The organism is Celeribacter marinus, assembly GCF_001308265.1.
Lineage (GTDB): Bacteria > Pseudomonadota > Alphaproteobacteria > Rhodobacterales > Rhodobacteraceae > Celeribacter > Celeribacter marinus.
The window spans coordinates 1,231,459-1,244,627 of sequence record NZ_CP012023.1 but is presented as its reverse complement, the minus strand read 5'-3'; the positions used below and the strand labels follow the sequence as shown (position 1 = coordinate 1,244,627).

Annotated in this window: 14 protein-coding genes; 6 read left to right on the top strand and 8 right to left on the bottom strand. The window is 55.5% G+C overall.

What is annotated here, in order from left to right:
- Positions 1-21 precede the first annotated feature (21 nt).
- Positions 22-726: an HAD family hydrolase gene (locus tag IMCC12053_RS06070; RefSeq protein ID WP_062216749.1), complete on the bottom strand. Its 705-nt coding sequence runs from the start codon at positions 724-726 to the stop codon at positions 22-24.
- Between the two features lie 134 nt (positions 727-860).
- Between IMCC12053_RS06070 and clpS the strand changes: the two genes are divergently transcribed.
- The 3 genes from clpS to IMCC12053_RS06055 all read left to right on the top strand — a co-directional run bounded on the left by clpS (position 861) and on the right by IMCC12053_RS06055 (position 3,032).
- A complete protein-coding gene (gene clpS / locus IMCC12053_RS06065; protein ID WP_143089972.1) occupies positions 861-1,187 on the top strand; it encodes an ATP-dependent Clp protease adapter ClpS in 327 nt (108 codons plus the stop codon).
- A 78-nt stretch (positions 1,188-1,265) separates the two neighbouring features.
- A complete protein-coding gene (locus IMCC12053_RS06060) occupies positions 1,266-2,180 on the top strand; it encodes a class I SAM-dependent methyltransferase (protein WP_335337325.1) in 915 nt (304 codons plus the stop codon).
- Between the two features lie 39 nt (positions 2,181-2,219).
- Positions 2,220-3,032 carry an SDR family NAD(P)-dependent oxidoreductase gene (locus tag IMCC12053_RS06055; protein WP_062216738.1) on the top strand — a complete coding sequence of 271 codons (813 nt, stop codon included), beginning with the start codon at positions 2,220-2,222 and terminating at the stop codon, positions 3,030-3,032.
- Positions 3,033-3,036: 4 nt separating this feature from the next.
- Here IMCC12053_RS06055 and IMCC12053_RS06050 read toward each other — a convergent pair whose 3' ends face one another.
- On the bottom strand, positions 3,037-3,414 hold the full coding sequence (locus IMCC12053_RS06050) for a hypothetical protein (RefSeq protein WP_062216736.1): 378 nt from the start codon (positions 3,412-3,414) through the stop codon (positions 3,037-3,039).
- Between the two features lie 140 nt (positions 3,415-3,554).
- Here IMCC12053_RS06050 and hemF point away from each other — a divergent pair, with 140 nt between their 5' ends.
- Positions 3,555-4,460, top strand: a complete 906-nt coding sequence (gene hemF, locus IMCC12053_RS06045; protein ID WP_062216733.1) for an oxygen-dependent coproporphyrinogen oxidase — start codon at positions 3,555-3,557, stop codon at positions 4,458-4,460.
- Here hemF and IMCC12053_RS06040 read toward each other — a convergent pair.
- Together IMCC12053_RS06040 and hemE are read right to left on the bottom strand one after the other, a co-directional pair.
- Positions 4,457-4,957, bottom strand: a complete 501-nt coding sequence (locus tag IMCC12053_RS06040; RefSeq protein WP_062216730.1) for a GNAT family N-acetyltransferase — start codon at positions 4,955-4,957, stop codon at positions 4,457-4,459. The genes hemF and IMCC12053_RS06040 overlap by 4 nt on opposite strands.
- Positions 4,957-5,991 carry a uroporphyrinogen decarboxylase gene (hemE, locus tag IMCC12053_RS06035; protein ID WP_062216726.1) on the bottom strand — a complete coding sequence of 345 codons (1,035 nt, stop codon included), beginning with the start codon at positions 5,989-5,991 and terminating at the stop codon, positions 4,957-4,959. The genes IMCC12053_RS06040 and hemE overlap by 1 nt, the downstream gene beginning before the upstream one ends.
- 111 nt (positions 5,992-6,102) lie before the next feature.
- On the opposite strand from hemE, the gene hemC reads away from it, so the two are divergent.
- On the top strand, positions 6,103-7,047 hold the full coding sequence (hemC, locus tag IMCC12053_RS06030) for a hydroxymethylbilane synthase (protein WP_062216723.1): 945 nt from the start codon (positions 6,103-6,105) through the stop codon (positions 7,045-7,047).
- Between the two features lie 3 nt (positions 7,048-7,050).
- On the opposite strand, the gene IMCC12053_RS06025 is transcribed toward hemC, so the two are convergent.
- The 3 genes from IMCC12053_RS06025 to hemN all read right to left on the bottom strand — a co-directional run bounded on the left by IMCC12053_RS06025 (position 7,051) and on the right by hemN (position 11,153).
- Positions 7,051-8,250: an MFS transporter gene (locus tag IMCC12053_RS06025; RefSeq protein ID WP_062216720.1), complete on the bottom strand. Its 1,200-nt coding sequence runs from the start codon at positions 8,248-8,250 to the stop codon at positions 7,051-7,053.
- The gene (locus tag IMCC12053_RS06020) at positions 8,247-9,653 is read right to left on the bottom strand and encodes an FAD-binding oxidoreductase (protein WP_062216717.1); all 1,407 of its coding nucleotides are present in this window, start codon (positions 9,651-9,653) and stop codon (positions 8,247-8,249) included. Before IMCC12053_RS06020 ends, IMCC12053_RS06025 begins: the two co-directional genes overlap by 4 nt.
- A gap of 144 nt (positions 9,654-9,797) precedes the next feature.
- Positions 9,798-11,153, bottom strand: coding sequence for an oxygen-independent coproporphyrinogen III oxidase (gene hemN, locus IMCC12053_RS06015; RefSeq protein ID WP_062216714.1), 1,356 nt, complete (start codon positions 11,151-11,153; stop codon positions 9,798-9,800).
- A gap of 83 nt (positions 11,154-11,236) precedes the next feature.
- Between hemN and fnrL the strand changes: the two genes are divergently transcribed.
- Entirely contained in the window at positions 11,237-11,977 is a 741-nt protein-coding gene (gene fnrL / locus IMCC12053_RS06010) for a transcriptional regulator FnrL (protein ID WP_062216711.1), read from the top strand.
- A gap of 77 nt (positions 11,978-12,054) precedes the next feature.
- On the opposite strand, the gene IMCC12053_RS06005 is transcribed toward fnrL, so the two are convergent.
- Positions 12,055-12,894 carry a universal stress protein gene (locus IMCC12053_RS06005; protein WP_062220973.1) on the bottom strand — a complete coding sequence of 280 codons (840 nt, stop codon included), beginning with the start codon at positions 12,892-12,894 and terminating at the stop codon, positions 12,055-12,057.
- Positions 12,895-13,169: the final 275 nt, after the last annotated feature.

Sequence of the window (13,169 nt, the reverse complement as noted above, 5' to 3'; positions counted from 1 at the left end):
AACGCGAGAATCACATCTCAATCACCGTGAGATTGACCCAACAAAAGCGGGGAGATCCGCGAGGGCTTCGAGGTGTTTATAGCGGGGGTGCCCTTCCGGAGCTTCGGCGTGTTCGATGGTCCATGTGATGGAATGCGGGATGTAGATCCCCCAAGCGCCGACCTCTATCGGTGGCAGAACATCCGACTTCATCGAATTGCCCACCATCACGGCGCGCTCTGGTGTGACGCCATGCCGGTCGAATATATCCGCGTACACAGGTGGTGTTTTTGCGGATACGATCTCAACCGCATCAAATAAATCGCCTAAACCTGATTGCGCAAGTTTGCGTTCTTGGTCGAGTAGATCGCCCTTGGTCACCATGATGATTTCATGATCCGCCGCGAGCGCGCGCACGGTCTCTTCGACGCCCTCAAGCAGGTGAATTGGATGCGATAGCATGTCTTGTCCTGCCTCGATCAATTCTTTGATCACTTTGGCAGGCACCCTCTCGTCGGTCACTTCGATCGCTGTCTCGATCATGGATAAGACGAATCCCTTAATCCCAAATCCATACCCACCAAGGTTGCGCCGCTCCGCCGCAAGCAAGCGTTCAGCGAGATGATCGGCGTGCGTGTAATCGGCCAGAAGTTCGCAAAATCGTTCCTGCGTTATGCGAAAAAATTGTTCATTTTCCCATAGCGTGTCGTCCGCATCGAAGGCGATTGTCGAAATTTTGGCGCTCATTTACATCTCCCTTTTACCCTGAGTGGATAACCCCCTTTAATGATGCGAGAAAGAGGCTATATACAGCGGCTAACAGCACGACGTTTAGTATTGCGCAATCCGGAGACGCCAGAGTGATCCTCTCGCCTCACATGATGTCCGACGATGACGACCGCTTCGATGATGGCGGCGATACCTCTCTTGCGACCAAAACCAAACCCAAGACAAAGCGCCCCCCACTCTACAAGGTGATGCTGCTCAATGACGACTATACCCCCATGGAGTTTGTCATCCTTGTGCTGGAGCGTTTCTTTGCAATTGGTCACTCACAAGCAACCGAGATCATGTTGACGGTCCATAAAAAGGGACTGGCAGTGGTCGGAGTGTTCCCGCACGAGATTGCGGAGACAAAAGTGAGTCAGGTTATGGACTTTGCCCAGCGGCATCAGCATCCGCTGCAATGCACGATGGAAAAGGATTAGAGCGCGGCCCCCGCCGCGCCATTTGTAATGATATCGTCTCGCATCTCTTTACTCCTTGATGGAACGCCTGATCGCGTGGTGGTCTATAGACCCCGCATTGGCGCCGATCTGTCGATGTTTGACCCTGCGTCTGTGCAAATCGTTCAGGGGTTCAAACCCGATCATGATGCGTTTTGCGATGCAGGGTTCGATGTTCGGGTCGCGCCGGAGGGACTTTTTGATGTCGCAATCGTGGCTGTGCCGCGCTCCAAACTGGAGGCCCGCGCTCTTATTGCCGACGCCGCGAGCCGTGCGCAGGTGGTGATTGTTGATGGTCAAAAGACTGACGGTATAGATAGTATTGCACGCGATCTTAAAAAACGCGGTGAGGCTGTGCGTGTGGTTTCAAAATCCCATGGCAAAGCGATTGCATTTGAGGGTGGCGACTTTTCCGATTGGGCCGATGTCGGCCCGCTCGCGTCAGTGGACGGGTTCGAAACACGTTTGGGTGTTTTTTCTGCGGACCGGATCGACAAGGCGTCCGAGCTACTGATTGCCACACTGCCACAAAAACTACCGTCAAAAATCGCCGATCTAGGTGCGGGCTGGGGGTATCTTTCGCGTCATATTCTGGCACGGGATGGCGTAAAAGTGCTTCATGTGGTCGAGGCCGAACACGCTGCGTTTGAGTGTGCTAAAGTCAATGTTGTCGATCCGCGTGCCACGTTTCATTGGGCTGATGCTACACAGTTTGATGCTAAGGTGCGGTTTGACGCCATTGTTATGAACCCGCCGTTTCACACCACGCGGGCCGCTGATCCGGCGTTGGGACAAGCGTTTATCGCAGCTGCTGCGCGTCTTTTGGCGCCGCATGGCGAGTTATGGTTGGTCGCCAATCGGCAACTTCCCTACGAGGCGGCCTTGTCTGAGCGGTTTATGCATGTGGAAAAGATCGCGGATACGGGCGGCTTCAAAGTGCTTTACGCTAAGAGGCCTCTTCGCACACGTGCGTGAACCTCGTAAGTTGGCGCGAACAGAATCAGGGATGATGTCATGAGCTTTTCGATTGCTGGTAAAACAGCCATCATTACCGGCGCTGCAAATGGTGTTGGTCTCGCGATCGCACGGCATTTCGAGGCCCAAGGCGCAAACGTCATGTTTGCCGACATGGACGAAGAGGGATTGATCGCCGAAGTTGGCGAAGCAGCCGAACGTGAGGGCGCAAAGGTTGCCTATTTTGCGGGCGATCTGCGTCAAAAACTAACGATTGCGAACCTCCTTTCGGCGACAGTGGATGCGTTTGACGGTGTCGACATTTTGGTGAACGCGTCACGGCAAGTGGCGCAAAGTGACCCTTTATCGGCAGATGATGATAACGTTGAGGCGCTGTTGGAACAAAACCTTTTGACGGCGCTGCGACTAACACAGCAAGTCGCAAAATGGATGATCAAGTGTGGTGAAAAAGAGGAGCGGACCGAGGGTATGCTCGGATCTATCGTCAATCTCTCATCGGTTGCTGCGCGCCGCACGCAACCTGAAATGCTCGCCTTTTCGATCTCAAGTGCCGCTGTGGAGCAAATGACGCGCTCTATGGCTGTTGCGCTCGCACCGTGCCGCATTCGCGTGAATGCTGTGGCATTTGGTTCTGTCCTGAGCGCCAGTTTGAGTGATGTTTTGTCCGAGAACCCTGACTACCGTGATGAAATTTTGCTTGGGACACCTTTGGCGCGTGTCGCGCCCGCGTCTGACGTGGCCGAAACGGTGCAGTATCTCGCCTCTGAAGGCTCGGGGTTTGTTACGGGGCAGGTGTTGGACGTAGATGGGGGTCGCACACTTTTGGATTCCGTTCAGGCCCCAACTCACTAGACACTTAGCCGTCGGGGTAAGCAACTTTGCAAGCGGCAATTTGTTGTTCTGCGGCAGCGGCCAGTTGTGCTTCCTTGCGTTTAAGTGAGGCTAATTTTGCCGCCTCTGCGTCGAGATCGATTGCCTTAGGCCTAAGTTCAGTGTCGCGCACGGGGACGCGACAATATTTCGTTGATCCATCTTGTTTTGTGCCGCACGACCGCGTTTCAAAGTCGATGACGTCCACTTCGATCAGCGCATAGCCACGGCGCAAATTCCCCTCTGTTTCGGTCACAAATCCGCGCACCACACGCAGGTCTTTTGTTGCACTAGAGATGCACATTTGCTGTTCGGAACACGCCGCAAGAAACGGCAAAACGGCCAAAGGCAAAAACCAACGCATAGGGAACTCCATAAGAAACTCTTCGTGATCAGTGGTTTGAGCATAGCGCCTTTTGGCCGCAGGGGAAGTGGGCTTGGCAGGATCGGCGCATTCCTGCTAGGTCTGCGCAACACACTATTCGCACGACGAAGGACGCCAGTATGACCCAACAGCCCCAACCTGATATGAACGATGAAAAAGCGCGTGCCTCCGCATGGTTCCGGTCCTTGCGCGATGACATCGTCGCCGCGTTCCAGAACGTCGAAGATACGCAATCAGAGGGGTCCTTCTCGCACCTGCCCGCAGGTCGCTTTGAGGTGACTGAAACCACGCGCGCCTCAGATGACGGCTCAGATGCAGGCGGTGGATTGATGTCTGTTATGCGTGGCGGGCGTGTATTCGAGAAAGTTGGGGTCAACGTGTCGACGGTTTACGGTGTGCTTGGGGAGCGCGCACAAATGGCGATGGCTGCCCGTAAGGGGATTGACGGCATGAAGGATGACCCACGGTTTTGGGCCGCAGGGATATCTCTAGTCGCACATATGCAAAACCCGCACACGCCAGCCGTCCATATGAACACGCGGATGTTTTGGACCCCACATGCGTGGTGGTTTGGTGGGGGTTCGGATTTGAATCCCTGCATTGAATATGCCGATGATACGGCGGCATTCCACGCAGTGCAAAAAGAGCACTGTGATCGTCACGATGCCAGCTACTACCCGCGCTACAAAGAGTGGGCGGATGAGTATTTTTACGTGCCGCACCGTGGCCGCGCGCGTGGTGTTGGCGGTATTTTCTACGACGACCACAACACGGGCGATTGGGAGAACGATTTTGCGTTTACGCAAGATGTCGGGCGCGCGTTTCTGCCCGCCTTCCTTGCGCCTACGAACAAGCGGCGCAATACGCCATGGACCGATGCCGACAAGGATCAACAGCTTGTGCACCGTGGCCTCTACGCCGAATACAACCTCGTTTATGACCGTGGAACAAAATTCGGACTAGAGACAGGCCATGATGCCAACGCGGTGCTCATGAGCTTGCCGCCTATGGCCAAGTGGGTCTAATCAGCCAACTCGCGTAAATCATCCCAATGGACAGGGTAGGTTTGGACGGGTTCGCCGTAGAGCAATTCGTCTTGTTTTGGCCCGAACGCGCCGCCCAGTTTGCGGTAGAAATCCACGGCTGCGGCGTTGTCTGTGATAACGGTCAAGTAGGCGCTATTGTGGCCGCGTGCGATCAGGGTTTGTGCGGCGGCCTTCATCAAAGCGGCACCGATCCCTGCGCGTTTGCGGGTGGGATCAACGTGCAAGTTGTTGATATAGGCGGGCTGCTTGCCGCCTTTGACATAGATGAAGCCCGTCACCGCGTTGTCGTCGGTCGCCACAAGTAAAATGTCCTCGGCGGGGATGTCCATACCGACCCATTTGCCGTTGAGATCGTCCGCCACGGGTTGGCCAAGGTAGTCGTCTGACAGCAACTCGCGATAGGCCATACGCCAACTGGCGACATGGATAGCTGCAACGGCGGGCAGGTCGGATTGAACGGCGTCACGGATCAACATTAGGCGTTCTCGCGGAGCGTTTCGATCATCAGCGACACGTTGTCAGGATCAGCATCAGGTGTGATCCCGTGCCCGAGGTTAAAGATGTGCGGCCCGTTGGCGAACGTTTCGCGGATGTGGCGCACCTCATCGATCAAATCCTGACCGCCAGTAACCATATGCGACGACTTGAGGTTGCCCTGAACGCAGCCGTCTTTTTGTACGTTTGCCGCGGCCCATTCGGGTGAGACGGAGTTGTCGAGGGCCACACAATCGACGCCGGTTTTGGCGTGGAACCCGATGTAGCCATCGCCCGCTTCGCGCGGGAACCCGATGATCGGAATGCCGGGGTGGCGTTTTTTCAATTCGGTGGTGATGATGCGCGCGGGTTCGACGGCATATTTTTCAAACGCTTCGCCCTTGAGCGAGCCGGCCCAACTGTCAAAGATTTTGACGACTTCGGCGCCTGCTTTGATCTGCATGTCGAGGTACTCGATGGTGCTGATGGTCAGTAGGTCGATGATCTTTTCGAACAACGCGGTGTTGCCCTCGCGCAGCGCATGTGCGGGGCCTTGGTCCGGTGTGCCGCGCCCTGCGATCATGTAGGTGGCAACGGTCCACGGCGCACCTGCAAAGCCGATCAATGTCGTCTCTTTGGGCAGCTCACGTGACAGGATTTTCACGGTCTCATAGACAGGTGCCAATGTGTCGTGGATGTCGTCCTTGCCCTTCATCGGTGCAAAATCAGCGTCACTTGTGATGGTAGACAGGCGTGGTCCTTCGCCGGTGACAAACCACAGATCGGCGCCCAAGGCCTGCGGCAACAACAAAATATCCGCAAACAGGATGGCGGCATCGAAGCCAAAACGGCGGATCGGCTGAAGCGTCACTTCGGCGGCCAGATCGGGATTGTAGCAGAGCGACAAAAAGTCACCCGCTTGGGCGCGTGTGGCTTTGTATTCAGGTAGGTAACGGCCTGCTTGGCGCATCATCCAGATGGGGGGAACGGCTTGTGTCTCGCCTTTGAGCGCCTTGAGGATAGTCTTGTCAGTCATGTCGTTCTCCCAATCGTTTCGCTGTTGGTCCCTTTCCTGCGTGCTTTTGTCAAGGTCGGATAGGTCAGGGATCACTTGTCAGGCGCATCTGTCGCGGGTAAGCGTGTGCGCATGACATTTACGCTCCCGACCCCCGCCCAAACGTTCAAGATCGGCACTCGTGGCTCGCCGCTTGCCCTCGCGCAAGCGCATGAGACGCGTACCCGTATCATGGCTCATTTTGATCTGCCTGCCGAGGCCTTCGAGATTGTTGTGATCTCGACCCAAGGCGACCGCGTGTTGGACCGCGCGTTAAAAGAAATTGGCGGCAAGGGGCTGTTTACTCGAGAGATCGAGGATCAGTTGCTAGATGGCTCCATCGACATCGCGGTGCATTCGATGAAAGACATGCCCGTGGATCAGCCCGAGGGGTTGATGTTGGATTGCTACCTGCCGCGCGAAAACCCGTGCGATGCGTTTATCCATTTGGATGGCGGTACGCTGGCCGACTTGCCAAGCGGCTCTGTGGTGGGGACGTCGTCCCTGCGCCGCAAATCGCAACTCTTGTATAAGCGTCCCGATCTGACGGTTGTGGAGTTTCGCGGCAATGTTCAGACCCGTTTGAAAAAGTTGAACGATGGTGTTGCGGCGGCGACCTTTCTTGCGATGGCTGGTTTGAACCGTTTGAATGCCACCGATGTGCCACGCACCGAAATTTCGGTTGATGATATGCTCCCAGCAGTTGCGCAAGGTGCGATTGGCATCGAACGGCGCTGTGATGATCATCGCTCCGGTGCGCTCTTGGAGGCGCTACACCACCGTGAAACGGGTCAGCGTCTGGCCGCTGAACGAGCTTTTCTGGCCGCGCTTGATGGCTCGTGCGAGACCCCAATTGCGGGTTTGGCGACCCTCGATGGTGGCACGCTGCGACTGCGCGGGGAGATCTTGCGCACGGACGGATCCGAGGCCTTGTTCGATGAGATTTCAGGCGCGGTTGAAGATGGCGCACAATTGGGTCGTGATCTTGCGGCACGTTTGTTGGCGCGGGCCGGTGACGGCTTTTTCGACTGGAAATAACGTCTAGGGCGTTTGGTGGTCCGCTACGCGCAACGCTATACCCGCGCCAATCGCTGTGAGTGCGCCTATGGTCATGACGAGGCCATAAGAGGCAAATGACGTTCCGATCCAAAAGATGCCCCCTGCGATCAACTGGCTTGTCACCTGATTGACTGATTGTAGTGACGAGCTGGCCCCCGGGCGCGCGGCGAGTAGATCCTGAAAGTACGCAATTGGTAGAGTCAAAAGGACGGCTGCCCCCATTGCGGCAGGAATAGCCAATATCCACACCGCATCTCCCCCCGCTACATGCGGGAAGAGCAGTAAAAATAGCGCATATACAAAAGCGGACCCGAGCAGGATCGTGCTTTTCGTGGCGCGAGCGGTATACCATGGGATCAGCATCATAAAGGGAATTTCAAGCCCCGCAATTAACGCCGCCAATTGCGCGGTGCGGGCGGTTCCAGCGGGGTGAGACGCCTCGAAAATAAGGCCCATTGTTTGCATGTAGATCGTGTTGGCGGCGACAAGCGTTGCAATCAACAATAGACGCGAGAGGACGCGTGGGTGTGCGAGTTCGGCAAAGGATTGCGTAAACGACAGGCCTGATTTTGTCTCTTCGCCGCCTTCCAATCCGTCCCTTGGCAGCAGTGTGAAGAGCACGATCAAACACCCTGACGCGGCCAGCGTGACAACACCATAAAGATGAATAAGACCCATTCCCTGACCAATGGCGAGCGACAGTAGCGGTAAGACAATGACAAAGGGTAGGGCAAAGCCCGCGCGGATGAGGGACATGACGCCGTCGCGTTGTGCGGGTGCGCGCTCTATCACGGCGAGGCGGGCAATGGCGAACATTTGCCCCATGAGAGCAAAGCCGATGGGGATCATGACTGTTGCGGCAATCAGGTAAGCGATGGGAGAGCGGGTCAGATATACACTACCCACACCCACCACGGTGGTCCCCGCACAGATTAACGCGGTGGTGCGACGAGAGGCCCATTGATCGGTGATGATGCCGGTGTACAGCGATGAGACGACCGAGGCGGCCGCCCCGATCACCATGATCGCGGCGAACTGTGCATCTGTGAAACCAAACAACTTAATTGCGATCAACCCTTGGTAGGGGGCGAGGGCGGCGGCGAGCGCACCTATACAGACGACAGCCAAGGCACTCGCGCGCAATCGTTTGCTCGCGACGATGATGGCGATCGCATCAATCACGGTAGGACTTTACCGGGGTTCAGGATGCCGTTGGGGTCCATTGACGCCTTAATAGCGCGCATCACATCAAGTGCGACAGGCGATTTTCGGCGCCGCATAGAGGACAGCTTGGATATCCCGATCCCGTGTTCCGCAGAAAACGATCCATGCATCTCTTGCACAATGTCTTCGACGGTTTCCATGATCTTATCGGATAGCTCACCATTGTCTTTTGATGGATATACCGTGTAATGAACGTTGCCATCGCCCAAGTGCGCGACTGTGCAATCGACCGCGCCCGCATCAAGGCGGCGAATGCGTGCAATAGCCTCGTCGCAAAATGCCGCAACCTGATCGACGGGGAGGCACAGATCATTGATCACTAGCGGCTTGGTGTTGGTCGACACCTCCGCCGCCGCTTCGCGCATTTCCCACATCGTGCGGCGCTGTGCTTCTGACCCCGCAAGTGCGGCGTCTAGCACCAGACCGGCTTCGAACATTGTCCCTAAAGCGTCTTCAAGGTGGGTGGTCAGGGGGATTTCGCCCGTGTCGTCCTCGGCGCAGTCGCGCGGAATCGTTGAGGCGATCTCCAGAAAAATCGTGTGTTCGGCGTCATAGCCGAGCGGAGGCACGAGGTCGGGACGATAGGCTTTGAGGCGATGCATGTAGTTGCGCGGCATGTATTCAAAAGCCTCGACCATGCCGCCCGTGCGTTCTTGCAATGCATTCAAAAGCTGCAGCGCGCCGGATAGATCGGGGACGGTGACCATTGCGGTGGCGTGGGCCTTTGGGGCAGGGGCCAGTTTGAGAACAGCGGCTGTAATCACGCCAAGCGTCCCTTCGGAACCAATAATCAAATCGCGTAGATCGTAGCCCGAGTTGTCCTTGTGCAGCTCGCTCATCAGATCAAGTATGCGCCCATCGGCCAAGACGACCTCGATCCCAAGGCACAAATCGCGGGTATTGCCGTAACGCAAAACGTTGGATCCACCCGCATTGGTGCCAAGGGTTCCACCGATACGGCAGGATCCTTTTGCACCGAATGTCATTGGATATTTTAGTCCTGATCCGTCGAGGTGGTCGTGGAGGTCTTGTAAAATCACACCCGCCTCGACAATCGCAATTTTAGCCTCTTTACGCACATCGCGGATCGTGTTCATCCGCTCAAGAGACAAAATGATCGCGCCTTTGGCCAATGTGGCCCCCGTCAAACCCGTATTTCCACCCATAGGGACAACCACCGTGGACGTGTCATTGCACAGGGCGAGGATATCGGACACCTCAGCCGTTGTTGCAGGGCGAACCACGGCAATGGGTTCAGCCTCATACTTTCCGATCCAATCGCGTGCATAGGACGCGGTATCGGTGCCGGTGAGAACGTAAGGGGTGATGGCGCGCAGGCGGTCGAGAAAATCCAAAGTCATATCCTTATGGTCCGGCAATGAGTGATGTGACCACAGTTCACGGAAATTACCGCCGGAGACAAGGTTCAAAAATGAAAACCGCCCTCGACATATGTGCCGAGGGCGGGTCATGACAGTCAGTCTTAAGTGTCGCGCAAGAGGCCCTTAAACGGCTGAGGAATGTTGTGCCTGTGCCATGTCATAGGCGTCGAAATGGCGTGCAATCATGCGGGTGAGTGGTTTGGCGTGGTCCAGAATAGCGATCTCGTCAGACGAAACAGAAAGCATTGCGGGGAACGCGTCACTGACACTTTTGCCAAAGTCATCAAAGGCCGCTTGGCCCAGATCAAAACGTGCAACGAGGTCGCTGCGTTCAACACGGAATTCGCTCATGAGGGCCTCAATAATGCGGCCTCGCAAATGATCTTCGGGGGTAAATGCGTGCCCCTTGGTGATGGGGAGGCGACCAGCGCGAACGGCCTCTTGGTACTTTGAGGTGGCGGGCGCGTTTTGCGCGTAGCCTTGCGGATACTTTGCAATCGATGACGCGCCAACGCCGATCATGGCGGAGCATTTGTCGTCTGTGTAGCCTTGAAAGTTCCGGCGCAATTTACCGGTGCGTAACGCGACCTCAAGGCCATCGCCCTTGCGCGCGAAGTGATCAATTCCGATTTCGGTGTAGTTGTCCCAAACGAAAAGATCACGCGCAGTGTTGAATAGCTCAAGGCGCTCTTCGGGCGTTGGAAGCTGATCTGTCGGGATCATGGTTTGGCGGCGTGCAATCCACGGCACGTGTGCATAGCCGAATAGCGCCACGCGGTCGGGGGATAGAGACAAAAGCTTGTGTACGCTTTGCGCAATCTTTTCCCGCGACTGACCTGGGAGGCCATACAAAATGTCGGCATTAAGGGAGCGAATGCCGCGCGCGCGTAAACCGTCCACCGCGGCTTTTGTAATCTCGTAGGACTGGATGCGACCTATTGTCTCTTGGATTACGGGGTCGAAGTCCTGAACACCTATCGACGCGCGGTTCATTCCGGCGGCAGCAAGAGCATCTAGGCGGGCATCGTCGATCTCATTGGGATCAATCTCGACCGAAAATTCATAGTTGCTGGCAAAGGGTGCAACATCCGCAATTGCACCGGCCAAATCGGTAATCATGTCCGGCTCAAGGAGGGTAGGTGTTCCGCCCCCCCAATGAAGGTGACCAAGTGTAAGTCCCTCTGGTAAATGCTCTTTTACCAGTTTTAGTTCGGCTTTTAGGGTCTCAACATAGGCCGCTACGGGACCAGCCGATGAGGTGCCTTGTGTGCGACACGCGCAAAACCAACACAGCCGCCGACAAAAGGGCACATGAACATAAAGCGAAGCGGGTTGCGCCGGATCGAGCGCAGACAACCACGATGTAACATCGGGAGTTCCCACGTTGGTGTTAAAGTGGGGCGCGGTTGGATAACTCGTGTAGCGTGGCACACGAGCGTCAAAGAGGCCCAGATTGCGGAGTTGAATATGCGTGTTCATAAGCGTAGGCTCTAAATCATGTTTGGTCTGGCTCCCTTGACTCAGATCAAGAAACAAAAACTCGAATTACGAGCGCACATGTTATGAATAAAGTTGTTTTCGACCACAAAGACTGTGGGACGTGCCCGATTAGGCATCGTGCGGTTTGCGCGCGGTGCGAGGCGGACGAGCTCGCAGTGCTAGATGACATCAAGTATTATCGCTCTTACGAGGCCGGTCAGCCGATCGTTTGGTCGGGTGATCGCATGGACTTTGTGGCCTCAGTCGTCACTGGCGTTGCATCGTTGTCGCAGGCAATGGAAGATGGGCGCACGCAGATGGTCGGGCTATTGCTGCCCTCTGACTTTTTGGGGCGCCCTGGCCGTGATGCTGCCCCCTATGATGTGGTTGCGGTATCAAACCTGACCCTGTGTTGTTTTCGCCGAAAACCATTTGAGAAAATGATGATGGGCACACCTCATATTGGTCAGCGGCTCTTGGAGATGACGCTCGACGAATTGGATGCGGCGCGTGAATGGATGCTAATTTTAGGCCGCAAAACCGCACGCGAAAAGATTGCGTCGCTCTTGGCCATTCTTGCACGGCGCGAGACATCTTTGGCGTTGAAAAAGACCGAGGATGGTATGGTGTTTGAGCTGCCTTTAACGCGTGAAGCGATGGCTGATTATTTGGGTTTGACGTTGGAAACTGTGTCGCGTCAAGTTTCAGCGCTCAAGCGTGAAGGCATCATTATACTCGAAGGTAAACGCCGCGTTTTGATCCCTGATTTTGACAGACTTCAGATGGAAACAGGCGATGATGCCGATGGCGGCATGATGGCGTAGCGCGGTTTCAATTGTGGCTTATATCATGAAAAAGCGCACCAAAGTATTGGTGCGCTTTCGTCGTTTTGAGGCCGCTGTTAGTGCGACATGAGAACCGGCACTTCGACGGTTTCAAGCATGTTGCGTGTGGCTCCGCCAAGGATCGACTCGCGGAACCGAGAGTGGCCGTACGCACCCATTACAATGATGTCAGCGTCTTTGTCGCTGATGTGGCGCGTGAGAACATCTGCCACGCGTGGCATTGTCTTGGCGAGAACCGACACTTCTGCGCGCACACCTTGGCGAACGAGCATCTGACACAATGATCCGCCAGGATCGGAACGATCTGGTCCGTGTTGTGGCGGGTCTATTATGGTGATGTCGACCAGATCTGCCTTTTGCAAAATCGGTAGAGCTGCGCGGATCGTACCAAGCGCCTCTGCGCTTTCGTTCCACGCCACAACGACACGTTTTATTGTGTCCGGTAAGGTGGCGTTATCCGGAATGACGAGCACGGGTACATGGCCGGAGAATAGCGCGGCTTCCAATATTTCCTCGTGCTCATGGCCGCGACCCGCGCCGTAAGGGCGCGGAAGTACAACGACATCCGAGAACCGCAAATAATGCGCAAGCTGTGGTGTGAGACCGGCCATTTGCGCCGTGATCGGGTTGGTGGACCATGGGATGTCTTCGGCCGTTAATCTCTTGATAACTGCATCATCTACGGCTTTGCTGTCTGCTTGTGCCTGTTGCAGATTATCTTGCAGGACCAACGCATTCGTTCCCGCATAGTAGAATCCAGGTTGCGTGCGATCCAAGCCGAGGCAGATGACCTCGAGATGGGCATCTTCGCGGCGTGTCAGGGCAATAGCAGCATCAAGCGCATGGCTGTCCGCGTCCATCGAGCATACCACTGTTGTTACTGTCTTGAAGGGCATTGATGCCTCCCGATTTTGTTTCTTTGTCAATGAAGTGTGGGCCTGAATTTTCGCGGCCGCATTGATCAGGATCAACACTGTGGATTTGTCGGGCCGAAGAAGCGCGGCCCTTTTCCAAATTCAGAATTTAGAGATCTGTTTTTGTTAGGTATTTTAGCGCACAAGGGATGATTTCCTTATCTCAACTGGTGCGTGATGCGATCGGAGCGGGCAATCGGCCAGTCGATTTAGCTATCGTTTAAGTTCGACAATTTTGACTCAGATCAAGGTTGATG